The organism is Shewanella sp. N2AIL (assembly GCF_022690845.1).
GTDB classification, from domain to species: Bacteria; Pseudomonadota; Gammaproteobacteria; order Enterobacterales; family Shewanellaceae; genus Shewanella; species Shewanella baltica.
Genome location: NZ_JALBYT010000004.1, coordinates 26,180 through 51,926 on the forward strand (window position 1 = coordinate 26,180; position 25,747 = coordinate 51,926).

General features: G+C 46.8%; 27 protein-coding genes. 9 read left to right on the plus strand and 18 right to left on the minus strand.

The window, feature by feature from the left end:
* The first annotated feature begins 3 nt into the window (after window positions 1-3).
* Window positions 4-1,020 carry a two-component system response regulator gene (locus tag MO387_RS04065; RefSeq protein ID WP_107946587.1) on the plus strand — a complete coding sequence of 339 codons (1,017 nt, stop codon included), beginning with the start codon at window positions 4-6 and terminating at the stop codon, window positions 1,018-1,020.
* A 131-nt stretch (window positions 1,021-1,151) separates the two neighbouring features.
* On the opposite strand, the gene ygfZ is transcribed toward MO387_RS04065, so the two are convergent.
* Both ygfZ and serA read right to left on the minus strand, forming a co-directional pair.
* Entirely contained in the window at window positions 1,152-2,114 is a 963-nt protein-coding gene (gene ygfZ, locus MO387_RS04070) for a tRNA-modifying protein YgfZ (RefSeq protein ID WP_107946588.1), read from the minus strand.
* Between the two features lie 153 nt (window positions 2,115-2,267).
* Window positions 2,268-3,497 carry a phosphoglycerate dehydrogenase gene (serA, locus tag MO387_RS04075; RefSeq protein WP_006082978.1) on the minus strand — a complete coding sequence of 410 codons (1,230 nt, stop codon included), beginning with the start codon at window positions 3,495-3,497 and terminating at the stop codon, window positions 2,268-2,270.
* Window positions 3,498-3,651: 154 nt separating this feature from the next.
* Here serA and MO387_RS04080 point away from each other — a divergent pair, with 154 nt between their 5' ends.
* Both MO387_RS04080 and MO387_RS04085 read left to right on the plus strand, forming a co-directional pair.
* The gene (locus tag MO387_RS04080; protein WP_107946589.1) at window positions 3,652-4,260 is read left to right on the plus strand and encodes a DUF2238 domain-containing protein; all 609 of its coding nucleotides are present in this window, start codon (window positions 3,652-3,654) and stop codon (window positions 4,258-4,260) included.
* 396 nt (window positions 4,261-4,656) lie between these two features.
* The gene (locus MO387_RS04085) at window positions 4,657-5,322 is read left to right on the plus strand and encodes a LuxR C-terminal-related transcriptional regulator (protein ID WP_107946590.1); all 666 of its coding nucleotides are present in this window, start codon (window positions 4,657-4,659) and stop codon (window positions 5,320-5,322) included.
* Between the two features lie 172 nt (window positions 5,323-5,494).
* Here MO387_RS04085 and MO387_RS04090 read toward each other — a convergent pair whose 3' ends face one another.
* From MO387_RS04090 to sfsA, 10 genes are all read right to left on the minus strand, one after another.
* Window positions 5,495-6,985, minus strand: a complete 1,491-nt coding sequence (locus MO387_RS04090) for a curlin (RefSeq protein ID WP_107946591.1) — start codon at window positions 6,983-6,985, stop codon at window positions 5,495-5,497.
* Window positions 6,986-6,999: 14 nt separating this feature from the next.
* Window positions 7,000-7,419 carry a curlin gene (locus MO387_RS04095; protein WP_107946592.1) on the minus strand — a complete coding sequence of 140 codons (420 nt, stop codon included), beginning with the start codon at window positions 7,417-7,419 and terminating at the stop codon, window positions 7,000-7,002.
* Window positions 7,420-7,980: 561 nt separating this feature from the next.
* A complete protein-coding gene (locus tag MO387_RS04100; RefSeq protein WP_107946593.1) occupies window positions 7,981-8,508 on the minus strand; it encodes a hypothetical protein in 528 nt (175 codons plus the stop codon).
* Window positions 8,509-8,915: 407 nt separating this feature from the next.
* Complete coding sequence (gene panC / locus MO387_RS04105; RefSeq protein ID WP_107946594.1) at window positions 8,916-9,761, minus strand: pantoate--beta-alanine ligase; 846 nt, start codon at window positions 9,759-9,761, stop codon at window positions 8,916-8,918.
* A gap of 27 nt (window positions 9,762-9,788) precedes the next feature.
* The gene (gene panB, locus MO387_RS04110; protein WP_107946595.1) at window positions 9,789-10,583 is read right to left on the minus strand and encodes a 3-methyl-2-oxobutanoate hydroxymethyltransferase; all 795 of its coding nucleotides are present in this window, start codon (window positions 10,581-10,583) and stop codon (window positions 9,789-9,791) included.
* Between the two features lie 56 nt (window positions 10,584-10,639).
* On the minus strand, window positions 10,640-11,128 hold the full coding sequence (gene folK / locus MO387_RS04115) for a 2-amino-4-hydroxy-6-hydroxymethyldihydropteridine diphosphokinase (protein ID WP_107946596.1): 489 nt from the start codon (window positions 11,126-11,128) through the stop codon (window positions 10,640-10,642).
* Window positions 11,128-12,669, minus strand: a complete 1,542-nt coding sequence (locus MO387_RS04120; RefSeq protein WP_199908782.1) for a polynucleotide adenylyltransferase PcnB — start codon at window positions 12,667-12,669, stop codon at window positions 11,128-11,130. The genes folK and MO387_RS04120 overlap by 1 nt, the downstream gene beginning before the upstream one ends.
* A gap of 19 nt (window positions 12,670-12,688) precedes the next feature.
* Window positions 12,689-13,603 carry a tRNA glutamyl-Q(34) synthetase GluQRS gene (gene gluQRS, locus MO387_RS04125; RefSeq protein WP_107946597.1) on the minus strand — a complete coding sequence of 305 codons (915 nt, stop codon included), beginning with the start codon at window positions 13,601-13,603 and terminating at the stop codon, window positions 12,689-12,691.
* 163 nt (window positions 13,604-13,766) lie between these two features.
* On the minus strand, window positions 13,767-14,210 hold the full coding sequence (gene dksA / locus MO387_RS04130; protein WP_006082967.1) for an RNA polymerase-binding protein DksA: 444 nt from the start codon (window positions 14,208-14,210) through the stop codon (window positions 13,767-13,769).
* A 163-nt stretch (window positions 14,211-14,373) separates the two neighbouring features.
* Window positions 14,374-15,078 carry a DNA/RNA nuclease SfsA gene (gene sfsA, locus MO387_RS04135; protein ID WP_107946598.1) on the minus strand — a complete coding sequence of 235 codons (705 nt, stop codon included), beginning with the start codon at window positions 15,076-15,078 and terminating at the stop codon, window positions 14,374-14,376.
* 181 nt (window positions 15,079-15,259) lie between these two features.
* On the opposite strand from sfsA, the gene pepB reads away from it, so the two are divergent.
* Complete coding sequence (gene pepB / locus MO387_RS04140) at window positions 15,260-16,552, plus strand: aminopeptidase PepB (RefSeq protein WP_107946599.1); 1,293 nt, start codon at window positions 15,260-15,262, stop codon at window positions 16,550-16,552.
* A gap of 190 nt (window positions 16,553-16,742) precedes the next feature.
* Window positions 16,743-17,252 (plus strand): GNAT family N-acetyltransferase, encoded by a 510-nt coding sequence (locus tag MO387_RS04145; RefSeq protein WP_199908810.1) that lies wholly within the window; start codon window positions 16,743-16,745, stop codon window positions 17,250-17,252.
* A 605-nt stretch (window positions 17,253-17,857) separates the two neighbouring features.
* Here the strand turns inward: MO387_RS04145 and MO387_RS04150 are convergent.
* From MO387_RS04150 to MO387_RS04160, 3 genes are all read right to left on the minus strand, one after another.
* Window positions 17,858-18,745, minus strand: coding sequence for a phosphoribulokinase (locus MO387_RS04150; RefSeq protein ID WP_006082963.1), 888 nt, complete (start codon window positions 18,743-18,745; stop codon window positions 17,858-17,860).
* Between the two features lie 90 nt (window positions 18,746-18,835).
* Complete coding sequence (locus MO387_RS04155) at window positions 18,836-19,081, minus strand: YheU family protein (RefSeq protein WP_006085983.1); 246 nt, start codon at window positions 19,079-19,081, stop codon at window positions 18,836-18,838.
* The gene (locus MO387_RS04160) at window positions 19,065-20,108 is read right to left on the minus strand and encodes a hydrolase (protein ID WP_107946601.1); all 1,044 of its coding nucleotides are present in this window, start codon (window positions 20,106-20,108) and stop codon (window positions 19,065-19,067) included. The genes MO387_RS04155 and MO387_RS04160 overlap by 17 nt, the downstream gene beginning before the upstream one ends.
* Before the next feature lie 200 nt (window positions 20,109-20,308).
* On the opposite strand from MO387_RS04160, the gene MO387_RS04165 reads away from it, so the two are divergent.
* Together MO387_RS04165 and MO387_RS04170 are read left to right on the plus strand one after the other, a co-directional pair.
* On the plus strand, window positions 20,309-20,815 hold the full coding sequence (locus MO387_RS04165) for a TAT leader-containing periplasmic protein (RefSeq protein WP_107946602.1): 507 nt from the start codon (window positions 20,309-20,311) through the stop codon (window positions 20,813-20,815).
* Between the two features lie 69 nt (window positions 20,816-20,884).
* A complete protein-coding gene (locus MO387_RS04170; protein ID WP_107946603.1) occupies window positions 20,885-22,480 on the plus strand; it encodes a GMC family oxidoreductase in 1,596 nt (531 codons plus the stop codon).
* A gap of 138 nt (window positions 22,481-22,618) precedes the next feature.
* Here the strand turns inward: MO387_RS04170 and MO387_RS04175 are convergent, their stop codons facing one another.
* Window positions 22,619-23,284, minus strand: coding sequence for a cupin domain-containing protein (locus MO387_RS04175; protein WP_107946604.1), 666 nt, complete (start codon window positions 23,282-23,284; stop codon window positions 22,619-22,621).
* 136 nt (window positions 23,285-23,420) lie between these two features.
* Window positions 23,421-24,203: an SDR family oxidoreductase gene (locus tag MO387_RS04180; RefSeq protein WP_107946605.1), complete on the minus strand. Its 783-nt coding sequence runs from the start codon at window positions 24,201-24,203 to the stop codon at window positions 23,421-23,423.
* A gap of 102 nt (window positions 24,204-24,305) precedes the next feature.
* Here MO387_RS04180 and MO387_RS04185 point away from each other — a divergent pair, with 102 nt between their 5' ends.
* Together MO387_RS04185 and MO387_RS04190 are read left to right on the plus strand one after the other, a co-directional pair.
* A complete protein-coding gene (locus tag MO387_RS04185) occupies window positions 24,306-24,641 on the plus strand; it encodes a helix-turn-helix domain-containing protein (RefSeq protein WP_006082956.1) in 336 nt (111 codons plus the stop codon).
* Window positions 24,642-24,754: 113 nt separating this feature from the next.
* Window positions 24,755-25,165, plus strand: coding sequence for a GFA family protein (locus MO387_RS04190; protein WP_107946606.1), 411 nt, complete (start codon window positions 24,755-24,757; stop codon window positions 25,163-25,165).
* Window positions 25,166-25,249: 84 nt separating this feature from the next.
* Here the strand turns inward: MO387_RS04190 and MO387_RS04195 are convergent, their stop codons facing one another.
* Window positions 25,250-25,711 (minus strand): TIGR02444 family protein, encoded by a 462-nt coding sequence (locus MO387_RS04195; RefSeq protein WP_107946607.1) that lies wholly within the window; start codon window positions 25,709-25,711, stop codon window positions 25,250-25,252.
* Window positions 25,712-25,747: the final 36 nt, after the last annotated feature.

Consider the following 25,747-nt stretch of genomic DNA (forward strand, 5'->3'; position numbering starts at 1 on the left):
TTAATGGAAAAGGCAACAATATTAGTCGTCGATGACACACCGGAGAATATCGATATTTTGATCGGTATTTTGGGTGATGACTATAAAGTCAAAGTGGCGATCGACGGGCCAAGGGCGTTAGCCTTAGTGGCAAAGTCGCGGCCCGACTTAATTCTGCTTGATGTGATGATGCCGGGAATGAATGGCTATGAGGTCTGCAAGCTGCTAAAGCAAGATCCACTCACTAGCCATATTCCAATCATTTTTGTGACTGCTCTATCTGAATCCTCCGACGAAGCCCAAGGTTTTGCCTTGGGTGCAGTGGATTACATCACTAAGCCCGTGAGTGCGCCTGTGGTTAAGGCGCGAGTGAAAACCCATCTTGCACTCTATGATCAAAAACGCCTACTCGAACAACAAGTTAAAATCCGTACCCACGAGTTAGAAGAAACCCGCTTTGAAATCATCCGCCGCCTCGGCCGCGCCGCCGAATATAAGGACAACGAGACAGGTTTACATGTGGTACGCATGAGCCACTACGCCCGAATATTGGCGATAAAGCTTGGTTTACCTAGCACTTTCTGCGACTTAATTTTTACTGCGGCGCCGATGCACGATATCGGTAAAATCGGCACCCCCGATGCTGTGCTGAAAAAGCCGGGTAAGCTTGATGCCGAGGAGTGGCGCATCATGCAGCAACATGCCGCTATCGGCGCCGAAATTATCGGTGAACACAGCGATCCGTTATTGCAGATGGCCCGTCGCATCGCCTTAACTCACCATGAGAAGTGGGATGGTTCAGGCTACCCTAATGGCTTAGTGGGAGAGGATATTCCCCTTGAAGGGCGGATCACCGCGATTGCCGATGTATTCGATGCCTTGACTTCGCAAAGACCCTATAAACAGGCTTGGATTATTGAAGCGACGATGGAGTTATTCGACAATCAAGCAGGAAAACATTTTGATCCTAAGCTGGTGGAAATGTTTAAAGAAATCCTGCCTGAGGCGATCGCCATTCGAGATACTTATTTAGAAAGCTGATGCTCGAATGCTCGAATGCTCGAATGCTCGAATGCTCAAGTGCTTGAGGGCTTGAGTATAAGATAAGCTAAAGGCGCCATTGGCGCCTTTATTCTGTTTCAATCTCTATACCGTGTTATTAAATCAAAGCCTTATGCTTCGTCTAATAAGTAGGGCAGGGCTTGAATCGTTAAGCTTGATTGCTCATCGTCGGCAAAACGCAGTTTAGTATCGTTGCTGGTATCGTTGGCGAGCACTGCGGTTAACAACACTTGGTTACCGCGCTGTACAAACTCAATAATATGGCCGCCACGGCGAAAGCCATCTTCCATCGCGATTTCAAGGCCAGACTCTAGGCTGATTTGCAGATTAGTATGACCATGCAGAATATACAGGGCGCGTTTATTGCCGCCACGATATTTCATCCGCGCTATGGTTTCTTGTCCCATGTAACAGCCCTTGTTGAAGCTGATACCGTTAACCGCTTGTAGATTGCACATCTGCGGTACGTATTGGCTGGCATGGCTGGCGGCAAGGTTGGGATAACCCGCGATAATTTCTAACGCTTGCCAAGCACTGGCATCAAATACGCTCAGCTTTGATTTGGCCACTAAAGCTGCAGCAGCTTCTGGGGTTAACATTAAAATGAAACGGTCAGCGTCTTTTAAAATCGCGCCATGTTCAATTGGCGTGAATTCTTGATGAATGTCGCCAAAATGTTCGCTCACGAACTTGCTTGCTTGTTCACCGGCGACCCCGAGCAAAGTCCATTCAGCGGATGCATTGCTTAAGGTGGCATTGCTAAACACGGCATATTTTTGTAACTGGGGTAAATCGACTTCGATGGCATCCTTTGGCATCAGCATAAAGAGCGCATCTTGGATGGCAAAGGTCCTGAAACTGGCCAGCATTTTACCTTTTGGATCGCAATGTGCACCCCAGCGCCATTGGTTATCGGCTAATGAGCTGATGTCAGTGGTCACTTGGCCATGGATGAAACTGCGGCCTTGTTCTCCAACCACTTTAATAAGGCCCATATGAGATAAGTTGGCAAGCATGAGTGGAGGCAAAGAAGCGTCCAGATCCCAATGGGGCGTAGAAACTGAAATAGTCATAGCGAGATCCTGAAAATGAAGGCGATGTGAGAGGCTAGATTGTAACGGAATTCCTGTTGGCTCAAAAGCATAAGGCGCACATATCTGTGAATGATATGTGCGCCTTAGTCTTTGTACTTTAGCCGAAACGCTTAATGCGATTCGGCTTAACTCTTAAAACAGCACGCGGGTACGCAGTGTGCCTTCAATTGCCTTTAACTCAACTAAGGCTTCTTCGGCTTGGTGAGTGTCGACTTCCATGACCACATAACCAATCTCAGCGGTAGTTTGCAGATATTGCGCGGCAATGTTGATGCCTTTTTCCGAGAAGGCTTGGTTGATCTTGATCAGCACGCCTGGACGGTTTTGGTGAATATGCAGCAAGCGTGAGGTGCCTTTATGCATAGGTAGCGATACTTCAGGGAAGTTAACTGCAGATACGGTCGAGCCGTTGTCTGAGTATTTAGCGAGCTTGCCCGCGACTTCGATACCAATGTTTTCTTGGGCTTCAGCAGTACTCCCACCCACATGCGGTGTCAGTAATACGTTATCAAGACCTCGAAGTGGACTGATAAATTCATCGTCATTCGATTGTGGCTCAACCGGGAACACATCAATCGCCGCGCCAGCGAGGTGACGCTCTTTCAAGGCGACCGTTAAGGCCTCGATATCAACCACAGTACCGCGTGAGGCGTTGATAAAGATGCTGCCCTTTTTCATCGCCGCAAATTCAGCTGCGCCTATCATGTCTTTGGTTTGTGGGGTTTCTGGTACGTGTAAGCTCACTACGTCAGCTTGCGCCAGCAATTGTTCCATTGAATGAATTTGCTGTGCATTGCCTAACGGCAGTTTGTCTTCGATATCGAAGAACACCACGCGCATGCCCAGCGTCTCAGCCAGAATGCCAAGCTGAGTACCGATATGACCGTAACCGATTACGCCTAAGGTTTTTCCGCGCACTTCGTAGCTGCCAGCGGCGGTTTTCATCCAGCCACCACGGTGGGCGATGGCGTTACGCTCAGGGATACCGCGCATCAGCATAATGATTTCGCCAATCACGAGTTCGGCAACACTGCGAGTGTTGGAGAATGGCGCGTTAAATACTGGGATACCCAGGGATTCGGCGGTGGCAAGATCAACTTGGTTGGTTCCGATACAGAAGCAACCGACCGCGATCAACTTCTCGGCGCGTTTCAGCACTTCGGCAGTTAATTGGGTACGTGAACGAAGTCCCACGAAATGTGCATCTTTGATGGATTCAATTAATGCTTCATCGCCTAATGAGGCTTTGTGGTATTCGATGTTGGTGTATCCCGCACGCTCAAGTACATCGACCGCAGATTGGTGGACGCCTTCCAACAGCAGGATCTTGATCTTATCCTTGTCCAGCGAATGTTTCGCCATGATATGGGTACCCTCTAATTAATAGAAATGTTTCTTATGATATGCTGACAACCTTCACCCACCAAAATAGCACTTTTTTTACTCAGTGTGGAGGGCTAGATGGCTAAAGTTAATATTCTAAATTAAGAACAATATCGCATAAGAGGAAGAAACATTGAATAACAAAATCGCGTGGTGTGCTATTTACCTCTTAGTGCTCGTTTGGTCGGCGATAAATCCCGCAGATCCTTTCACTTGGTGGCTCGAAGCGGCTCCCGCATTAGTGGCTGTGCCACTGCTATTTTTTACCCGCAAACGCTTCCCATTAACGCCGCTGGTGTATGTTTTAGTGTTAGCCCATTGCTGTGTGCTGTTTGTCGGCGCGCATTACACCTATGCTGAAGTGCCATTATTCGACACGATTGCCCATTGGATGGGTTCAGAACGTAATAATTACGACAAGTTAGGTCACTTTGCGCAAGGTTTTATCCCTGCCATGTTAGCGCGTGAAATTATGCTGCGTAATCAAGCGGCCAAACCCGGTGCTTGGTGTGCGTTTTTGGTCACATGTTTTGTGCTCGCGTTTTCGGCGTTTTATGAACTCATTGAATGGTGGGTTGCAGTGGCAACAGGTGAAGGCGCTGAAGCCTTTTTGGGAACCCAAGGCTATGTGTGGGACACTCAATCAGATATGTTAATGGCATTAATTGGCGCAATTGTCGCACTCGTTTTATTGTCTCGTTTTCAAGATAAGCAAATAGCAGCACTTAAACTCAGACGCTAGTGGCCGTGAGTTGCTGATTGTTTCAGCTTGAGTCATAAGTTCATTCTTCCATAAAGCTTCTAACATGAGTGTGATGGTATTTAGCTGTCACACTTTCTTATTGCCTGCATGTTATTTTTGTGTTGCAACTTTCGATGGGTGTCTTCATAGTTTGAAAGTACTAGATTTCGTGAGTCGGTTAAACCTAATGGAGTTTTATGCTGTTATTCCAATTATATTCCGTCAGTTAGTCGAACTTACTAGGATTTAAAAGGGAATAGTACATTTGGGTGATGTTTTTCAGTCTTTAACTAGTCAGAATCAACTAGGTTAATGGAATGTTTAAAAATCTAACTAAAGAGGCTGGTCAAACATACCATTTTGCTAATAGAAAATACTTTTCAGGGAGGAGAGTCATTGAGCACAATTAATGAATTAGTTTTTTTACATCAAATGGCGGCACCATGTCATTTAGCGTTACTCGCTGAATCCATAGGCTTGAAAACTCGTATCGTTAAGCATGCGGCGGAATTAGATTTAGATAAGAGTCGTCGAAGTTTTTATCTGATCACCCAAAAAGGCGCTGCACTCGATAACAAGGGGATCCCTTTACTGGCTTCGCGCTTAGTATCACATTTCCCCGTGGCGCTGTACCAAGTTGAGCGAGACTCTTTAGATCAAGAGTCAGCTATGTTACTTGGCATTCGAGGCATTTTATTTGCCGATCAACGTATGGATTTGATGTTAACAGGTTTGCGTAAAATGGTGGCAGAGGAGTTGTGGTACGACAGAACATTACTGAGTAAAGTGTTCCGTCGTGTTGTACAAAAGCTCGATGGCAATAATGAGATGCTCTCCGATACAGTGGCTATGCTACAGATGCTGACTTCCCGTGAGCGCACTATTATTCAATTTGTGTCGAGTGGCGCGAGGAATAAAGAAATCGCCCACAGATTGTGCATCAGCGAACATACGGTGAAGGCTCATATTTCCTCTATCTTCCGTAAAACCCAGTCCCGTAATCGTGTTGAGTTGTTGCGTTGGGCACAAACCTATCAGACTCACTTTGAGCTGTGCAGCTAGGTAGTTAAAGATATTGATCGTTAGCTTTTCGCTTTGAGTGGTTAATGTTAATAATTGCTGGTTAGTCAGAATAGAAAAGCGGGAATGTTTATTTAAACATTCCCGCTTTTTGTTCAACACCCTTTTGATAAACCACCAAAGAGTGTAGCTGTGGTGGTTTTAACAGGATTGACTAGTATTGCACTACAGTAGCAACGTTCATATTGCCTGATTGATTAACGCTGATGCTGTTGTTATTGCCAGCTTGAGAACCTAGTACTAAGTTATCGTTACCTGTTTGAGTGATCAACAGGCTGTTATTATCACCGCTTACTTCAAATGAACTACTAGCGTCACCACCAATCCAGTTACCGTTACCTGTTTGAGCAATTTGTGCAGTGTTTTCATCACCTTCGATAATCAAATCGATAAGGTTAAGGTCGCCATTTTGCAGTGCAGTGACATCAGCATTATTGTTGCCAACAATGGAAATGACGGCTTCGTTTTGAGCACCATCTTGCTCAACATCCACTTCGTTATCGCTACCTACTGCATCTACATAGGCAAAGTTAGTATCACCTTCTTGGCTAACTTCAATACTGTTATCTTGACCATCAGCAAAGGCAACGATTTCGTTGTTATTGCCTTTAGAAGATAAATCGAAGTCGTTATCTGTGCCGTATGCACCAAAGGTTGCGAAGTTAGCATCGCCTTTTTGTTTCAAGTCAACGTCGTTGCTATCGCCCCATACTTGGAATTCTGCACCGTTTACATCGCCTTTTTGAGTGATAGTAATATCGTTATCATCACCTTGGATATCGGCCACTAAAGTATCGCCGATAGTGTTGCCGCTGCCATTTTGGGTAATATCGACAGTGTTGTCATCACCCGTAGTCATAGCAAGATAAGCTGTGTTGCCGTTACCTTTTTGATCCATTGAAATATCGTTGTCGCTGCCAGCAAGAGCGTAAACGAAGCCAACATGGTTATCACCTTTTTGGACCATGTCTACTGTGTTGTTGTCGCCTGCAATACCTTTAGCCGCGCCAAAGTTATTGTTACCCGCTTGATTAACAGAAATGTCGTTGTTGTTACCCACGTTAGCGGTTAAATCAAGGGCGATTAGACCCGCTTGGTTGTTGTCACCCACTTGGGTTATTTTCCCGTCGTTGTTGTTGCCTTCAACGCGGAATACTGCAAAGTTAGCATCGCCTTCTTGCTCAACAAATACGCTGTTTTCAACGCCAGTGATTTCAACTTGGCTTTCGTTGACTTCGCCTAATTGACTCACGATTGCAGTGTTATTGTTGCCAGTAACATCATTGCTGCTTTGGTTAAAGAAACCGTCTTGCGACACATTGACATTGTTGTTGTCACCGATAACATTTGCACTTGCCACATGCCAATCAGCTTGTTGTGTTATCTGGACTTTGTTTTCTGCACCCGTCGAATTAATTGCGGCTTCATGCCACACACCGTCTTGGATAACGGTTGCGGTTTGATCGTTACCTGTTTGCACAACTGCTGCAGCGTTAAGGCCACCCGTTTGTGAGACTAAGGTGTCTTGGGCTTGGCCTGACTGTACTACGCTAATTTCGCTCACTGTACTGGCAGCAAAGGCTTGACCGCTTAAACCTGTTGCAATGGCCAAAGCAATAAGTGATTTTTTAGCTTGTGATTTCATGTGACGCTCCCTGTTTAATATTGAGTTATTGAGATTGCAGCACCGTCTGCAATCTGTTGAATCGAAAAATTGCCGCTTCCTAGCTGGTTCAGTTGCACGAGATTGTTATTGCCAATTTGTGTCACTGAAGCCGTATTTTGACTGCCCACTTGCAGTAGTTGCACTTTATTGTTTGAACCAATCTGCGTGATTAGCGCATCGTTATCATTGCCGACTTGTGTTACATCGGCCTTGTTATCGTTGCCTGATTGGAACAGTAATCCTTGGTTAGCATTGCCTTGTTGCACCAGTTCGATAAGGTTATCGCGACCGGAACGTTCCAGTAATGCCTGCAGGGTTATAGGTAACTCATTGACATTCAGCTCTTGTGCTGAGGTCATACAACTACAGAGCAGGAGCAGCGGTACCAAAAAGCGTATAGAGGTATTTGGCACGGGTGACTCCTTGTATCAAATATCTTGGACTGCCTAAAACAACAGACACTCCAAATTCAGCCCTGAAGATACGAGTCCCGTTAACATGTCGCAATTGGCCAAAAGGGTATTTATTACGCAAAAGATTCAAAGCGGATAAATGATGAATGTATTGCTATTTAATTGATTAATATGTTTTTATCTGTTTTCTAGATGGTGTTTGTTTAGGTAGGGTAGTCTAGTTGGCCTAGTAGTTAAGTCGTATTCGTTGCTAAGCAATCTCATCATTTTTAAACAAGGGTGCAACAAAATTAAGCAATGCATCGACTGTCACGTGATATTTTTCGGGGAAAAAAATTATAGGAAATATGGTGGGAATAGTGCTGTTGGATTGACTCAATTTAAGGGCTATTTAGCGGTATTACAGCGCGTTCAAAGGCGAACTAGGAGATTTTATCTACAGCAGTCCTTAAAGAGTGATGAAGAGTCCATGAGCGGTTTAATGAGTTAAAAAATTCAACCATAGTGGTCGAATTCCTTGGTGAATGAGTGACAAGCTGAGCATTAACCTTTTATATGAGATCAGTGTTTCTCTGGCTCCTTTGATTCTTCAGGGGAGACCTCTGCACTGATCTGGCTTTTTCTATCCTTCAGTTGCTGCATTGCGCTGTTATTGTTCACAGTCAGCGCATTGAAGCGAGTATTGATATCGTCCATTTCGTTGATGTATTCAGGATCGCTTTTTTCTTTATTTTGCCAATAACGTTTACGCTCTAATTTTTGTAATTCACTGGCGCGCAGAATTTCAAAATAGCTGTTCTCCTGTTTAAGTCGATAGATTTCGCCATCGAGTAATTGCAGCAATTTTTCTTTAGAAATGGTTTGGCGATTCAGTAGCGCTTGCAGGGGATCGACTGGAATGTCCCTTTTATCTGAGTCGACTTCTGTGGTGATCCCCAACTGATATTCGATTTTATGTTGGCTAAATTCCTGCGGGCAAGCGGTTTGGCTAAAGACAATTTTGTCATCTTTACGGCATTTATAAATGGTATTTGCCTGTACTGCACTTGGCAAAATAACACAGATTAGGGTGAGTATCAGTCTTACCATTAGGCCACAAATCCTTTGTACACTTGCATAGCGATTATGATTTAGTTCTTTGATTACAATCGATAAATAGTCAGCTTAATGCTTGCGCCATTAAGTCTATTCAATCAGTGAGTTATGCCTCGTCCCATGGGACGTTGGTTTTTGGGGCCATTAAACCTAAGGTATTAAAGTATTAGCTATATATCAGTAAAGGGGCAAATTTACTGTGTTTATTGTAGTGGCCAAGATTTTACTTATCGCTAACATCTGCATCATACTATGGCGTAAGTTTAGGGATAAAACCAGTTTTTTGACGATTCAATTTTTTGGCGCTAAGGTTGATTCTAAACGATAAATTTAATGGTGCGCGGCAGATTCAAAGCATAAAAAAGGGAGCGAGAGCTCCCTTTATTGATTGACGCTAAGTATTAGCGATCGAACCTTAAGTTATCGATAAGCCGTGCTTTACCTATATAGGCGGCGGCTAAAATCACTAAGGCTTGATCCTGATGTTGGGCCTGTTCTAGCGTGTGAGCGTGGCGAATTTCGAGATAATCCGGCGTAAAACCGGCCGCGATTAACTTGGCTTTTGCTAGCTCGGTCACTTGTTCAAAACTTTCACCTTGCTTGATCCCAGTGGCCATGGCATCTATGGCTTGTTTTAGTGCAGGCGCTGCGGCTTTTTCTGCGGTAGTGAGGTAACCATTGCGCGAACTCATGGCTAAGCCTGAGTCTTCACGTATGGTATCAATACCGATAATTTCAATCGGTAATGACAAGTCTTCAACCATAGTTTTGATCACTAACAGCTGTTGATAGTCTTTATTACCGAATAGGGCCACATCGGGCTGTATTATGTTAAACAGTTTACAAACGATAGTCGCAACACCACGAAAATGTCCCGGACGGCTCGCACCACAAAGCACGTCGGAAATCCCTGGGACTTCGACATAGGTTTGCTGCTCTAGACCCTTGGGATACATCACGGCTGGCGTCGGGGTGAATAATAGCTCAGCGCCAGCAGCCGTGAGGGCTTCGCTGTCGGCAGCCAGCGTGCGTGGGTAAGCATCTAAATCTTCGTTCTGACCAAATTGCATTGGATTAACGAAAATTGAGACCACCACATGGTCACACTTGCTCGCGGCTTCTTTGACTAAAGTAATGTGTCCCTGATGGAGATTGCCCATGGTGGGCACAAAGGCGACGGTTTCGCCCTTGGCACGCCATGCACGCACTTGGGTGCGAATATCATCAATATGGGCGCTAGTGATCATTGAGCCTTACCTTGCATAAATCGGTTATTAATTAAAAGTGTGTTCGTCGCCAGGGAATGTTCCTTGGGCAACTTCGTCGATATAAGCACGCACGGCAGAACGAATTTCACCGGTTTGCTTCAGGTAGTTTTTCGAGAAACGTGGAATATAACCACTTGAAATACCTAACACATCATGCATAACCAAAATTTGGCCATCGGTCGATGCGCCCGCGCCAATCCCAATAACCGGAATCGTTAAGGCTTGAGTGATCGCCGCTGCGAGTGGCGCTGGAATGCATTCCACAACCAAGAGTTGAGCACCAGCTGCTTCTAACGCTTTTGCTTCGTCAAGGATGCGCTGGGCATTTTCGGCGTCGCGGCCTTGCACTTTAAAACCACCAAACACATGGACTGACTGAGGCGTTAGCCCTAAGTGAGCACACACGGGAATACCGCGTTCGGTTAGCTTAGTGACCGTTTCGAGTAACCAGTGGCCACCTTCGACTTTTACCATGTTCGCGCCAGCCTGCATTAACTCAGTGGCATTAACCATAGCTTGTTCTGGTGTGGCGTAACTCATAAAGGGCATATCGGCGATCAGCAGGGCACGTTCGATACCGCGACGGACACAGCGAGTATGGTAAGCGATATCCGCCGTAGAGACGGGCAGGGTATCGTCATGGCCTTGGAGAACCATTCCTAGAGAATCGCCGACGAGCAGCACATCTACACCTTCGCTATCGAACGCGCTGGCAAAACTGGCATCATAGGCTGTCAGTGCCGTGAATTTTCTACCTTCCTGTTTGTATTTCAACAGGGTTGAGCTAGTAATTTTAGACATATGGATGATCTTCAAACCAAATAGAAGTGGTGTTATAAGCTAACTGGGGACGGACTTCAATGATCAATGCCCAGTTGTTGTAACTCGGCCAACATTTTTGTATCGATAAGACTGCCGATTGCAGTGTTGCACGGCAGAATAAGATTCGGTGCGATTGCGGCTAAAGGTACGAGCACAAAGCTGCGCTCTTTCATGCCGTAGTGGGGCACTTTGAGTCTGGGAATGTCAATTTTCTCATTGCCATACAAGAGTAAATCGAGATCTAAGGTTCTGGGCCCCCAACGTTCAAGGCGCACTCGTCCTTGGGTGTTTTCGATATGCTGCAATGCATCGAGTAAGGCTAATGGCATGAGTTCAGTGTCGAAACTGGCCACCGCATTAACATAATCGGGTTGCACCACATCGCCCATGGGCGTCGAATAGTAATAGGGGGAAACCAGTAGACTATTGCCTAAGGCTAATGCGGACAATGCCGTGACGGCATTGTCCAATTGAGCCTTGGGATCTTCAAGATTTGCGCCTAATGCGACGTAGACGCGAGGCATTATTCAGCCGTTTTCGCTTTTGGCGTGCCACTTGTTTTAGGGGCGCTCGTTGTGGCTGAACCATCGGCATTCGGTGCGCGAGGACGGCGACGACGTTGAGTGGCATTACGGTTACGATTGGGCGATTTACTGCCGCTACGCGCAATGGCTAAGCGTTCCGTTTCATCGGCTTCAACAAACTGTTGCCACCAAGCGGCACTCTTAGCGACATTACCTGCTTCGACTTCGCCCCTGAGCAATAGCAAATCGTATGCGGCTCTAAACTTAGGATGTTCCATCAGTTTAAAGGCGCGAGTGCCTTGGCTACGGTCAAAGCGTAACTGCAACTGCCAAATGTCTTTTGCTGGCGTACTAAAACGGCGTGGAATGCTTATGGTTTGGCATTGCTGCTCCATCACATCGCCCATAGCGGCAAAGAAGGCATCGTATAACGTCAGGCCACTTTCAACGGCAATATCTTCGGCGCGTTGACGCAGTGGATACCAGAGAAGCGCAGCATAGAAGAATGAAGGCGTCACTGGCTTATCTTCGTTAACTCTTTGATCTGTGCTCTTCATGATGGCTTGCACCATTTTCATGGTCGTGCCTTTAGGATCATCTTTTAGCAGAGCGGCCACTTGCGGAAATAGCGGCGCGAATAGCTTGTATTCTTGCATCAGTTCGAAGTTGGCTAAGGCTTTGCCTGCAAAGAAGAGTTTCAGCACTTCTTCGTACATACGCGCTGCGGGAATATCTTTTAGCAGTGGCGCTAATTGTTTAATCGGCGCTGCTGTAACTGTTTCGATACCCATGTTGAGTTTAGTGGCGAAACGCACCGCCCTTAACATACGTACCGGATCTTCACGGTAACGGGTTTCTGGATCGCCAATTAATCTTAGTGTGCCAGCTTTAAGATCTGTCATGCCGCCGCCGTAGCTACGGATCGAGTAATCGCTGATATCGTAATAGAGGGCATTCACGGTAAAGTCGCGGCGCTCAGCATCTTCGTCGATTTCGCCATAGACGTTATCACGTAGCAAACGCCCTTCGGCATTAGCTTTAGAGACTTTCTCATTGCTTTCGCCATGGTGACCACGAAAGGTCGCCACTTCGATAACATCGCGGCCGAAAACGATATGGGCCAGACGGAAACGACGACCGACGACTCGGCAGTTGCGGAATAGTTTTTTGATTTCTTCCGGCGTCGCATTGGTCACGACGTCGAAATCTTTCGGTTCAATCCCTAAGAGTAAATCGCGTACACCGCCGCCGACTAAATAGGCTTTAAAACCTGATTTATTCAGTCTGTATAATACCTTAAGGGCATTTTCGCTGATTTGTTTGCGCGAGATGGTATGGGCATCTCTCGGCACTAACTCTAAGCTTAACGCACCGGAACTTTGTTCAGGTGTTGTTGGTTCAATCTGAGCTTGAGTCGGAGCGGTCGTTTTAGGCGCGTCTTCAAATAGCTGTTTGCAGAATTGGCTGATACGGCGAAAAATGGGACACCTCGAAATATGATCTGTTATTTGATTAAAAATCTGGCGGCTATCATATACCAAATGCAGCCTAATGAGTATATCAGGGCTCGATCAGTATCTCAGATTGTTGCGGTATAGTGGATAATTGAAACTGATTTACGGCTTGAGCGAGCATTTGTGCCACAGAACCTTGGGTCTCAACAGGTTGTTGGCCTAAAAATGCCAGCGCCGCATTGAGGCTCGACTGTGGATTAAGTGTATCAATCGCTTGCGCATGATTTTGTTTAGAGAGTTTAAATCCCTTGCTCAAACAGGCAAGCGGCAAGTGCAACCATTGCGGTGCAGCCAAGCCAAAGTTTTGATACAAACTCAGTTGGCGACAACTGGCTTCGATTAAGTCACAACCTCGAACCACTTCTGTGATGCCTTGATAGGCATCGTCGAGCACTACGGCCAGTTGATAGGCGTACAGGCCATCGCTGCGTTTGATAATAAAATCCTCGGCGGCAAAATGGCTATCGACGCAAATATGCCCCATGAGGTTATCGTCAAATTGTTGCACTTGCGCGGTATTAACTATCCGCACCGCCCCAGACTTAACCACATTTGCAGCTTGGGTTTGTGGCAAGCGGTGACAGCGGCCATCGTAGACACCGCCCATGGCTTGAATTTGCTTGCGACTACATTGGCAGAAATAGGCTTTATCTTGGGCGAGTAGTGAATCAATTTGTGCTTGATAGGCCGCAGTGCGCTGGCTCTGATACAAAGGCACATCATCCCACTCAAATCCATAGGCTTCTAAGGTGCGCAAGATATCATCGGCGGCGCCTTTGACTTCCCGTGGAGGATCGATGTCTTCAATGCGAATTAACCATTTACCCTGTTGCGAACGCGCACGCAGATAACTGCCAAGGGCGGCGATAAGCGAGCCAAAGTGCAAGGCACCCGAAGGCGAAGGCGCAAAACGTCCGACATAGGGGCGATGAGTTGAAGTTGGAGAAGATAAAGTCGCCATATTACTGAGTTAGCAGTTAGTGTCAGTCAAAGTGGGCGTATTTTAGAGGGATACAAGGATAAAAGCGAATCGGGGTAAATTGGAGTGAGCTTGGCTTCAACTCTAAGAGTCAAGGTGTTGTTAGAAACAAATAGGCGGGGAAATCCCCGCCCAGTATGCTTGATTAACCAGCCATTTGTTTCTCTTTGATCTCTGCAAGCGTTTTACAGTCGATACATTGATCGGCTGTTGGACGCGCTTCGAGACGGCGGATGCCGATTTCGATACCGCAAGAATCACAGAAGCCGAAATCGTCTTCTTCAATTTTTTGCAGTGTTTTTTCGATTTTTTTGATCAGCTTACGTTCTCTATCGCGAGCACGAAGTTCGAGGCTAAACTCTTCTTCTTGTGCTGCACGGTCAACAGGATCGGGAAAGTTTGCGGCTTCGTCCTGCATGTGGCTAAGAGTACGGTCGACCTCTTCACGCAACTGATTGCGCCAAGCTTCAAGAATTGTCTTGAAGTGACCCAGTTGCTTAGCGTTCATATACTCCTCACCCGGTTTTTCCTGGTAAGGATTTACACCTGCGATAGCGAGTACGCCAAGTTTTTTGGTGCCTTCAGGCATAACGCATCTCCTGTAATCATTTGCGTTTGTAGGGCGTCCTTAAGAACGGCCGCTATCTATAGCAGAATCTTCACATCGAGGCAAACTTTTCATTCTGCTTTGATTGAATTTTTTGACTATGTTCGCTAATTCAAATGAAATCAAATTTAACTCAGCCTTAACATCATACTCGGACAGCACAGGCTTGGGCTAGGTGAATCTCAGTCGGGGACATTTCGCAGCGATAGGCAAGGACTTCAACTCCAGCTAACACTGCTTTTTTCAGTAACTTAGCATATTCAGGGTCGATATGTGCTGCGGGGGCAACACTGAATATGTCACTGTGCTGCACCACAAACAGCAATACGGCTCTGTGGCCTTGGCTGACCATGTGCATCAACTCACGTAAATGTTTTTGACCTCGTAGGCTTACAGCATCAGGAAAATAACCTTGGCCATCCTCGAGCAAAGTACAACTTTTGACTTCTATATAACAGGCGGGTTTTTGAGCACCCTGTAGCAGGATGTCGATGCGGCTATTTTCATCACCATATTTAACTTCACGGCTTAGGCTGTCATAACCTGTGAGCTCCTTGATGATACCTTTATTGATGGCTTCTTCGGCTAAGGTGTTCGCTTGACCCGAGTGGATACCGATTAGGCCAGTATCTGGCGTGGTCATCAGTTCCCATGTATGGGCATACTTACGTTTAGGGTTATCAGAGGTAGAAAACCATACTGTTTCACCGGGATACAGGCAATTACGCATAGAACCCGTATTGGGGCAATGCAGAGTGATCTCACTGCCGTCGCTTAACTGCACATCGGCCAGAAAACGTTTATAGCGGCGCAGTAAAATGCCCTGTTGTAGTGGCGGAGTAAATTCCATCGGTAGACCTATATCGGCTGTTCTAGGCCGCAAAGCCTAGCAAATTTCGCAAATGTTTACAGATTTTACCTGAGTAACTTCAGCCAATCGCTTTGCGTCATCGCCTGCTAGCAGTAAACTGCCGCCATAAAGTTTGTTCTGATTGATTGTTCTAAAACGAATCGAAAAATAAGGATCCCTAATGAGTGAACTAAAAGTAACTGAATTAATGAAAGTGCAATTAACCAAAGAAGCGCCGGCCGCCCACTGGGGCAAAGCCGATGTGACTTATACCGCCGACGGTGCGCAAATTCATTTAGCGGGTGGTGATGAGCTGCGTCAAATTCAAATGGCGGCCCGTAAACTGCGCAGTCAAGGCATTAGCTGTGTGGTATTAGCCGGGCAGCTTTGGGATCTCAATAGCCAGTGGGTGTTTGCCCAAGGTTTCGCGACGGCAAAACCAGGTTATCAAATCCATTGGTGTGGTGATGAAGCTGTACAAGCTGAATTGCAACGTCGACTCGATGTGGCAACCTTTGCCCGTCAACTGATCAACGATACGCCTGAAAACCTATCGCCGGTGAAGCTTGCCCAACAAGCGGCGAAATGGTTGGCTGAAATCGGTGGCGACAAAGTGAGCTATCGGATTATCGAAGGCGAAGCGCTGCTCGAAGAACAGTGGATTGGTATCCATGCTGTCGGTCGCGGCAGTGAGCGTCCACCAGCAATGTTAGAGTTAGACTTCAACCCATTAGCCGCCGATGCACCCGTGTCTGTGGCGCTTGTGGGGAAAGGGATTACCTTTGATTCTGGCGGTTACAGCATCAAAGCCTCTGAAGGCATGTTAGGCATGAAATGCGACATGGGCGGCGCGGCGACTGTGACTGCAGCGCTCGGTTTAGCAATTAAATCTGGCCTAAACAAACGGGTTAAACTCTTCTTATGTTGTGCTGAAAACTTGATCAGCGGCCGTGCCTATAAGTTAGGTGATATTTTGACCTACAAAAATGGTGTAACAGTTGAAGTGGTGAACACAGATGCGGAAGGGCGCCTAGTGTTGGCCGATGGTCTGCAAGCCGCTTCTGCGACAGGCGCTCCTTTTATTATCGATGCAGCGACCCTTACAGGCGCCGCTGTGATGGCGGTGGGTTCTAACTACAACGCGATTTTCTCGCCACAGACAGATGTGTTGCAACTGGCCCAGCAAAAAGCCACGAGTGTTGCCGAGCGCGTATGGCCGCTGCCGCTGGATCCTTGGCACAAAGAAATGTGTCCATCAGCCTATGCTGACACAGCCAACAGCCGCGCAATGAAAGGTGGCGGTGCCGGTGGTGCTTCTAATGCGGCAGGTTTCCTATGGCGCTTTGTTTCACCAGAAGCTAAATGGTTGCACGTTGATTTAGCGGGCGCCTTTGAAGATTCAGCTTCTGCCATGTGGGGCGCGGGTGCAACGACCCACGGAGTATTGACCATTAGTGAATTGATCAAAGGCTAAACCTAGCTCTACACTTAACGCTAAGACTTAAGTCAGATAGGTTAGCGCAGATCCATTAAGGTTCTGCTGACTGGATTAACACCGCCTACGGGCGGTTTTTTATTGGGTGAAATACTAGGCCGATAGTTTACTTGGCGTTTCAGCGGCTTCATGGCATGTTATGGCTGAGCGTTTTTAATCGGGAAACATGATGATAACTATACGAAAAGCAACGAAAGCAGATGCTCAGGCCTGCTGGGATATCCGCAATGCTGCCATCAATAAAGGCTGCGCCGGATTTTATGATGCGGGCGATCTGATTATTTGGACCGAAGGCGAACTGACCGAGCAATTTAGTCGTATTGTCGATGCGCATTTTTATGTGGCAGAACAATCCAGTGATGCGTCGCCGCTTAAGAGAGTGGTCGGTATGGTTATGTTGGATGAACCCTATGCCCAGTTAGAAGCGCTGTTTGTCTCCCCCGATACTATGGGGCTTGGGGTCGGTAAAGTGCTACTGCAATTTATTGAAACCATGGCTTTTAATCAGGGCATTGCTCAGTTGAGGTTGGAATCGACTTTGAATGCGGTGGATTTTTATCGCCACAGTGGTTTTGGTGGTGAAGGTTTAGAAGAGGAATCCATCTACTGCTCGCCCAGAGGCATAGCCTTAGAGTGCATGGTGATGTACAAGAATCTCGTGCGTAGAAAACCAGTTTAAAATGCAGACTGACTCAAGCACTGGCATGGAGTTAACTGTTTATTAAGAGGTTGCTGGCGAACCGAAGAGAATCAACAGATCAAGCATGGATGTGGAATTAACGCTGAAGATTTAAAGGTTGCTGACATACTAAAGGAAATCAACAGATCAAGCATGAATGCGGAATTAACTTATATAAAGTGATATTAAAAAGGTTGCTGACATACCCGAGGGAATCAACAGATCAAGCATATATGTGGAATTAACGCTGAAGATTTAAAGGTTGCTGACATACTCAAGGAAATCAACAGATCAAGTATGGATGTGGAATTAACTCTGAAGACTTAGAGTTTAAGATAAGGTTGCTGACATACTCGAGGGAATCAACGGATCAAGCATGGATGCGGAAGTAACGCTGAAGACTTAAAGGTTGCTGACATACTCAAGGAAATCAACAGATCAAGATGGGGGAATTAACTCCCAAGAGTATGTCAACTATCGTTCTTTCGCCTGAAATCCCGATGCCGATAAGATTAGCGCTAATGGCTTAAATCAAACTTAATCTATTGCAAAAAAAGACTTTATTTCCTTAGCCTTTAGTCAAACCCGCCCCAATCCGCTAGGGTTTAGTTCGCTTCTGGAGTATTGAGTTGCTGGCGTTTTTCCATCAAATCTTTAATCAAAGGTGTGAGGATAAGCTCCATGGCTAGCGACATTTTACCGCCGGGAACCACTAAGGTGTTGACCCGTGACATAAATGAACCTTGGATCATATTGAGGTAATAGGGGAAATCGACATTATTGATGCCGCGAAAACGGATCACCACAAAGCTCTCGTCTAAGCTCGGAATATCTTTGGCGCTGAAGGGGTTAGAGGTATCGACCGTTGGCACCCGCTGAAAGTTAATGTGAGTGCGGGAGAACTGTGGCGTCATGTGCTTAATATAGTCATCCATACTGCGCACAATCGAGCCCATGACTTTTTCACGGCTGTGGCCGCGCTCCGAAGTGTCACGGATAATTTTTTGGATCCACTCTAAGTTGACTATGGGCACCATACCGATCAACAGATCGACATGCTGGGCGACATTGGCGTCACCGGTAACCACGCCGCCATGCAGGCCTTCGTAGTAGAGCATGTCGGTATTTTCTGGCAAGGGTCGCCATTGGGTAAAAGTGCCGGGCATCTGGTTAAAAGGCACGGCCTCATCGAAGGTGTGTAAATAGCTGCGGGTTTCACCTTGGCCTGTGGCGCTGTAATCGCGAAAGCATTGTTCCAAGCGGGCAAAGTTATTGGCCTCTGGACCAAAATAACTGAGGTTACGGTTTTCAGCTTGGGATTTACGGATCATCACTTCCATTTCAGCGCGGGTAAAATGATGAAAGCTGTCGCCTTCGACAAAGGCGGCGTTGATCCCTAGTTGGCGAAAAATATGGCTAAAGGCGGTGGTCGTGGTGGTGGTTCCCGCGCCTGATGAGCCTGTAACTGCAATAATGGGATGTTTTGCTGACATTTTTTCTACCTAGCTAGGAACCAAAAGAGCCGCTTATGGGGAAGCGATAAAAACGCGAGTACTATTTATACGGTACAGAGGTAGGACTGGTCAATCTTGCTGCTGTGCTATTTGATCCGCTGAGCGTATCGCGAAGGACTCATCGTCCTCACTGTACTCTAATTTCAGCTTACCTTGTTTAAGTGCTTGTTGACATTGGACTATCGCCTGCGCCAGTTCCTGCTCATCGAGACTGGCAAAGCTGCCATCCTCCACTTGACCGAAGAGATATTCGCGGATCAGATTGGCCAGCGTTTCCTTCGGGAGTTGTAATAGGGTTTCATAGGGAATGAGCATCGGTGCTTCCTTGGGGAATATTGTCGCCGTTGATGGGGTCTACGCTAAGTGGGTCAACATTTTGATCGCCGAGTAAAAAGTGTAAAATCCGTCGCTCAAGATAGAAGCGCGGTTTCCAAGGTGTACCGCCCTCGATAAAGCCAACATGACCGCCATAGGGATGCAGTTCGTATTCTACATAACCCGATAATTGGTTTTGCTGGGGGATCACTTCATCGGTCATAAAGGGATCGTCCTTGGCATGGATGATAAGCGTCGGTTTAGTAATGCGGCTGACAAAGGGTAAACCACTGGCACGCGTATAGTAATCGTCGACGCCGTCAAAGCCGTGCAATGGCGCTGTGACTTTATCGTCAAAATCATAGAAGGTATTTAAACGGTCGACCTGCAACTGGCTCAGCGGCATAGAGATAGCTAAGTCGGGATCGTTCAGTTTATGGCTGATTTTTTGCTGCAACTGTTTGATTAAATAGCTTTGATATACTTTCGAAAAACCATTTTCTAAACGTTTTGCGCAGGCGGACAATTGCAGCGGCGCCGAGACAATCACTGCGCGAGCTAATAAACTGTCATCCTGATATTCGCCCTGATACTTAGTCAGCACATTGCCGCCTAAACTGTAACCTACGGCTAATAAGGGCGATTGAGGATACGCGCTTTTCAGTGTCGATAGACTAAACTGTAAATCGTCCGTGTCGCCACTGTGATAACTGCGAGCGAGGCGATTAGCTTCACCCGAGCAACTTCTGTGATGATGCACGACGGCTGCAAGTTGCTGTTCTTTACAGGCTTGCAGTATCCGCCGCGCATAATGGGACTGAGCACTTCCTTCTAAGCCGTGGATGATCACCACGATCGGTTTGCCAGACTGCGGAAAATCCTGCCAATCTAAATCGACAAAATCGCCATCGGGCAACTCTAAGCGCTGCCGCTGTAATGCTGGTTTGGCCACTTTAGTGAATACGGGTAAAATCGTTTGTACATGGGGACTCTTGGCCCACCAAGGCGGCATAAAGGAATTTGGCATGGGTGTTTATCTTGGTATCGGCTATTGCTGAAAATTAAAACGTGTGTTTAATTTATATCCAAGCGACTTCAAAATGCTGAAATTCTTATTTTGAGGTCGCTTGGATATAAACTCGTGGGCAGTGTAGCACAATTGTTTTTTATGCTGATATTTAGGCCGACATTTAGATTGATATTTAGATTGATATTTAGGAGATAGAGATGAAGCGACGAACCTTTTTGATGGGCGCGTTTGCCGGTACGGCGGCGTTAGCCTTAGGGGTCAATCTTTATTCTCCTGAGTTTAGTTTGCCCGTGGACAGCGAAGGCAAAGATTATCGCTTGTTGTTTAGCGTGCTTTTACCTGTGATGCTCGACGGTGCCTTGCCGGATGTGGCAACCCATAAGCTTGCGGCGCAAAATCGCACTTTAGATGCCATCAAACAGTCAATTTCTGTGCTACCCGATGAACAGCAAACCGAGTTATTTGAACTGCTCGATATGCTCGAAAATCGCCTCGGCTTACTCGTACTGACCTCAAGCATGACACCGTTATTGATGCGCTCTCCCGCCGAGTTAACTGAAATGCTAGAAACCTGGCGCCACAGTTATTTTGCGCTATTACAAACCGCTTATCTCGGGTTGCGGGAATTAGTGATGGCCAGTTACTACGCTTGCCCTGAACACTGGAGCCGCCTGCATTATGCCAAACCTGAACTGTTCAAATAGCTCGCTCGTTTGTAACCGAATAAAACGCCCAATAATAAGCATCTTACCCGCGACAGTGGAGTACTCAAGTTGGCAGTCATAGATCCTATAGTGAATGGTTTAAACTCAGGTTGGTTACATACCGACGCGAGCCAATTGCAAGAAAACCAACAGTTTGAAGCCGATGTGATTATTGTCGGCACAGGTGCTGGCGGCGGTGTGGCGGCCGAAATCCTCACCCAAGCTGGGCTAAGCGTGATCATGATTGAGGCGGGGCCGCTAAAATCCTCCAGCGATTTTAATATGGAAGAGCGGGTCGCTTATCCCAACTTGTATCAACAAGCTGCGGCGATGAAAACCGCCGACAAGGCGATTGGGATTTTTCAAGGCCGCGCAGTCGGTGGCTCAACCACAGTTAACTGGACCACTTCTATTCGCACGCCGACCGAAGCGTTAGCTTTTTGGGCGCAACATAAATCGGTTGCTGGGCTTAATCGCGAGAGCTTAGACCCTTGGTTTGAGCAAATGGAGCAGCGGCTCAATATCCATGAATGGAATTATGAGCCTAATCGCAATAATGCCGCCCTGAAGCAAGGTTGTATCAATCTTGGTTGGGAATACACAGTCATTAAACGCAATGTGGCGGGTTGTTGGAATACCGGCTATTGCGGCATGGGCTGTCCGGTCAATGCGAAGCAATCTATGTTAGTGACCACGATTCCCTCGGCACTTGAGAAAGGCGCACAGCTGATCAGTCGCGCTAAAGTGACTAAGATTGAGCACCATAATGGCCAAGTGTTTGCGTTAAAGGCGCAGGCGCTAGATGTGAATTTACGACCCACTGACGTTGAGCTGTTATTTAAGGCTAAACATTATATTTTGAGTGCGGGCGCTATCCATACGCCGACGATTTTGATGCGCTCGCAGGTGCCCGATCCCCACAAACTTTTGGGTAAACGCACTTTTTTACATCCGACTTTGTTATCCGGCGGCGTGTTTGCCGATTCGATAAATGGCCATAGCGGCGCGCCGCAATCTATCTATTCCGATGAGTTTGTGTGGAAGAATGACGCCGATGGTGAGCTCGGCTATAAACTCGAAGTGCCGCCAGTGCACCCGATTTTAATAGCCTCTAAAACCTTAGGTTATGGCGCGAGTCATGCCGAGTTAATGGCGCAGTTCAATCAGTTGCAAGTGACGATTGCCTTAATCCGCGATGGTTATCATCCCGACAGTCAGGGCGGTGAAGTGCACTTAACCCCTAAGGGATTTACCCTAGATTATCCGCTGACCGATGCCTTTTGGCGAGCCGCGAGACGCGCTTTTGCCAGTATGGCGGAGCTACAATTCTCGGCGGGTGCCTTAAAAGTGTTGCCGATCAGCGATGGTATGCCTTACTTATCTTCGTGGAAAGACGCCAAAGAGAGCATTGCGCAGATGTCACTCGCGCCACTGCGCACTATTGTCGCATCGGCCCATGTGATGGGCGGTTGTCCCTTCGGCGAAGATGAAAAGCTTTCTATGGTCAACAGTTATGGCCAGTCGCACTATTTAGAAAATCTGTCTGTAATGGATGGGTCTATCTTCCCCACCAGCCTTGGCGCTAACCCGCAGCTGTCGATTTATGGCATCACAGCACGTAATGCCACCGCACTCGCGCAAAAGCTCACCGACGGCAAAGGGTGATGTTACCTTAGCCGATGATTCTGATGCAGAAGATTACTTGCAGAGAGCTCAGCTGCAGAAACGTATGTTGCCGCAACTTATGCAGAAGTAATTTATGCTGCAGAAATGTATGTAGCTTAAGACCATGCTCGCTGTGGGTTAGGGCTGAATCGTGCTAATGGGTAAATGTCCTGTTTTCACTAAGATAATGGTTTCCTCTTCGACAAAAGGAAAATGGCCGCTCATGTGCGGACTGCGTATCCAAGTGTGGCGCGGATATTCCCCTTGCTCATCTTGAAACTTGCCCGATAACACCAATATTTCTTCGCCGCCAAAATGACGATGGGGTTGAAAGGTTTCACCCTTAGGCCATTTCACTAACGCGGTATGTTCATGTTCGAATTCATGTAGCGGCATCACTTTTAAGCCGCCTATGCCTTGTAACCACTCAGTCTTCTGAGTGTTAATCTTGACCACATCGAGATCTCGCGGATTGAATTGATTGAGTTTAACTAATATCACGCAGCCTTCTTGGCTAAACGGTGCGTGTTGGCTCCCTGGCGGATGGCGAAGATAACTGCCCGCGGGGTAATCGCCGTTTTCATCGGAAAATACCCCCTCCAGCACAAAGATTTCCTCGCCCAGCGGATGCGGGTGGGTCGCAAACTGCGAGCCCGCGTCATATTTCACTATGCTGCTAGTGTGTCCTGATTCTTTAGCCTCCCGCTCGAGAGGTTTGCGCCAAACGCCTTGAGCAGGACTTGGCAACCAGGGTTGCTGCTGTGTATCAATAACGACACGTTCGCTAAAGTTCATATTGAGCATAGTGTTAGACCTTATTTAACCTTAACTTAGAATAGTGATTGTGTACTGTGTTCGTTGCGTCTTACTGCGCTAATAGTGTGCGAGCTGCGCTCTGCGATGTTAGCTGTGTATTAGCATACTCGCTGTGTCTGCAATATTAGTTGCGTCCAGCCATCACGCCGCCATCAACATCCCAAATCGCGCCGGTAACCCAGCTGGTGTCATCGGATAAAAGAAAACAAATGCTGTTCGCTACATCGGCTGGCGTGCCGACTCGACCAATAGGGTGAAACGCGTTGAAGCTTTCAATCACTTGGTCTAGCTCTGCCTCTGGGATAAAAGCGTTATAGATGGGCGTATTCACCACGGCGGGTGAAACCGCATTGACGCGAATATGCTTGTCCGCCAGTTCCATCGCTAAGTGCTGGGTTAATGCGTGTAATCCGGCTTTGGCCATGGAATACGCTGACGAAGGCGTGGCTTTAACCGCTTGTTTTGCCCACATAGATCCTATGTTCACTATACTACCACCGCCCGCATCGATCATCTTGTGGGTTACGGCTTGGGTGATTTTGAATAGGGCTTTATTTAACGCCATGTAGAGATCGTAATCAGCCTCTGAATGATCGATAAAGGATTTGGGATTAAAATACCCCGCCGCATTGACTAGGTAGCCGACCTTTTGCTTAAGCTGGGTGATGTGCGCAATCAGCCGATTAACATCCGCAGCTTGGTAAAGGTTGGCTTGAAAACCGTCGACGCGTAACTCGGCTGCTGGATGGGCATGTTTGATCGCAGCAACTGCTGCGGTGAGTTTATCTTGCTGATTACCGACGATGAGTACTGATACGCCTTGTTCGGCCAGTTGTTTGGCCGTTTCGAAACCTATGCCACTGCTTCCACCGACAATAATGGCGAGATTTGAGGTATTAAATTGCATTTTCTACTCCTAAGTATTATCAAGGTGGTAATCTTAAGAACTCAATAACTGTTTGAACAGTAAGTACAAATAGGTAAGGCAGGTACTTTTTGGTACATCTTTATGAATAACAATGAAAAAATTATTTCACGCAAATCGCCCCCTGAGCGTTCCGCCCGTATGGTCGAGACGATTTATGGCTGTAAATGGTCATTAACGGTTTATCAGCTGTTGGCCAGTGGGGTACAAAGACCGGGGGAAATGGTGCGCTCAGTTGAGGGACTTTCAACTAAGGTATTGAATCAATGTTTAAAAAAGAACATAGAATTTGGCATCTTAGATAAAGTCATTTATAACGAGCTGCCGCCGCGTGTCGAGTATCAAGTGACTGAGTTTGGCCAAAAATTTCTGCATATTTTGGATGAGCTGGAAAAGTTACAGCAAGAAATCGATGCTTAATTAACTTTCTTTTGTAGCGGCTTAATTTCGATAAGGTAAATCGCAGCGGTTTATTTTATCGAGATGAAGCGCTACTCAAGGGAGCATGCGGGTAGTCGGAAATAGGAGTGTGTATGCCTAAAAATACATTACGAGAAGGCGGCTGCTTGTGCGGGGCTATTCGTTATCAGATTGAAGGTGAACCCTTCGATGCGGATTATTGCCACTGCCGTTCGTGCCAAAAAAGCACGGGCTCTGCATTTGGGGCTTGGATGGATTTTAAGACAGGACAAGTTATTTGGCTTAAAGGTCTGGTGACTGAGTTCGCATCGTCCGAGCTTATTCGCCGTGGATTTTGTGATAAATGCGGTACATCGTTAACCTACCGACATATTCAATATCCCGATTACTCGACCTTGAGCATAGCGAGTCTGGACGACGCTAACCAAGTTCAGCCTATGTACCATATTTATACTGAGAGTCAGTTGAATTGGTTGGTGATCAAGGATGACTGTCAACGCTATCCACAAGGCCGCAGCTGTTAGCGGCTCAGATGATCATAGTATTAATTTGATTGAGCTCGATCTAACTTAGCTGTGCTTGATTTAACGTGATTTGTTTGGGCTAGGTCAGGGCGCGATTAAGCCGATTTCGTTGGCGTCCATGTCACTGAGCCCAAACAAGCTTAAGTAGCTCACCAGATTCGTTGCTTGGCCGCTTGGGCTGAGTTCATTGAGTTTATTTAAGATGGTTCGCTGCGCTTTACGTTCCATCATCAGCTCAACGGCGAGCATCTGCCGATACTCTTGCTCATTCAGGCTGGACTTAGCGAGTTTACGTAATTTGCGGTAGGGCATGAGAAACCTTTCATCCCATTCACCCACAGCATTCATCAGCGTTTGCCATTGGTCCGTGCTGTATTGCTGCGGCCCAGACACATCCATAGTGATATCTAAATATTGTGCCAGTAGCAGTAGATTGACGTTCACCTGACAGCTATTTTGCAATTCGAGGCAGAGCGCTTTGTTTTGCGCATAGCTCATATCACACCATTGCCAGAGTTGACTGTCGAACTGGGTTAAAACCGCCATACTATTTCCTTGTATTGCCGCTGCTACTGACTTTTA

Bases quoted from the DNA above. Each gene is read 5' to 3' on its own strand.
- MO387_RS04065 (WP_107946587.1), top strand. From the start codon at position 4: ATGGAAAAGGCAACAATATTAGTCGTCGATGACACACCGGAGAATATC.
- ygfZ (WP_107946588.1), bottom strand. From the start codon at position 2,114: ATGACTATTTCAGTTTCTACGCCCCATTGGGATCTGGACGCTTCTTTG.
- serA (WP_006082978.1), bottom strand. From the start codon at position 3,497: ATGGCGAAACATTCGCTGGACAAGGATAAGATCAAGATCCTGCTGTTG.
- MO387_RS04090 (WP_107946591.1), bottom strand. From the start codon at position 6,985: ATGAAATCACAAGCTAAAAAATCACTTATTGCTTTGGCCATTGCAACA.
- MO387_RS04100 (WP_107946593.1), bottom strand. From the start codon at position 8,508: ATGGTAAGACTGATACTCACCCTAATCTGTGTTATTTTGCCAAGTGCA.
- panC (WP_107946594.1), bottom strand. From the start codon at position 9,761: ATGATCACTAGCGCCCATATTGATGATATTCGCACCCAAGTGCGTGCA.
- panB (WP_107946595.1), bottom strand. From the start codon at position 10,583: ATGTCTAAAATTACTAGCTCAACCCTGTTGAAATACAAACAGGAAGGT.
- folK (WP_107946596.1), bottom strand. From the start codon at position 11,128: ATGCCTCGCGTCTACGTCGCATTAGGCGCAAATCTTGAAGATCCCAAG.
- gluQRS (WP_107946597.1), bottom strand. From the start codon at position 13,603: ATGGCGACTTTATCTTCTCCAACTTCAACTCATCGCCCCTATGTCGGA.
- dksA (WP_006082967.1), bottom strand. From the start codon at position 14,210: ATGCCTGAAGGCACCAAAAAACTTGGCGTACTCGCTATCGCAGGTGTA.
- sfsA (WP_107946598.1), bottom strand. From the start codon at position 15,078: ATGGAATTTACTCCGCCACTACAACAGGGCATTTTACTGCGCCGCTAT.
- pepB (WP_107946599.1), top strand. From the start codon at position 15,260: ATGAGTGAACTAAAAGTAACTGAATTAATGAAAGTGCAATTAACCAAA.
- MO387_RS04145 (WP_199908810.1), top strand. From the start codon at position 16,743: ATGATAACTATACGAAAAGCAACGAAAGCAGATGCTCAGGCCTGCTGG.
- MO387_RS04150 (WP_006082963.1), bottom strand. From the start codon at position 18,745: ATGTCAGCAAAACATCCCATTATTGCAGTTACAGGCTCATCAGGCGCG.
- MO387_RS04155 (WP_006085983.1), bottom strand. From the start codon at position 19,081: ATGCTCATTCCCTATGAAACCCTATTACAACTCCCGAAGGAAACGCTG.
- MO387_RS04160 (WP_107946601.1), bottom strand. From the start codon at position 20,108: ATGCCAAATTCCTTTATGCCGCCTTGGTGGGCCAAGAGTCCCCATGTA.
- MO387_RS04165 (WP_107946602.1), top strand. From the start codon at position 20,309: ATGAAGCGACGAACCTTTTTGATGGGCGCGTTTGCCGGTACGGCGGCG.
- MO387_RS04175 (WP_107946604.1), bottom strand. From the start codon at position 23,284: ATGCTCAATATGAACTTTAGCGAACGTGTCGTTATTGATACACAGCAG.
- MO387_RS04180 (WP_107946605.1), bottom strand. From the start codon at position 24,203: ATGCAATTTAATACCTCAAATCTCGCCATTATTGTCGGTGGAAGCAGT.
- MO387_RS04185 (WP_006082956.1), top strand. From the start codon at position 24,306: ATGAATAACAATGAAAAAATTATTTCACGCAAATCGCCCCCTGAGCGT.
- MO387_RS04190 (WP_107946606.1), top strand. From the start codon at position 24,755: ATGCCTAAAAATACATTACGAGAAGGCGGCTGCTTGTGCGGGGCTATT.
- MO387_RS04195 (WP_107946607.1), bottom strand. From the start codon at position 25,711: ATGGCGGTTTTAACCCAGTTCGACAGTCAACTCTGGCAATGGTGTGAT.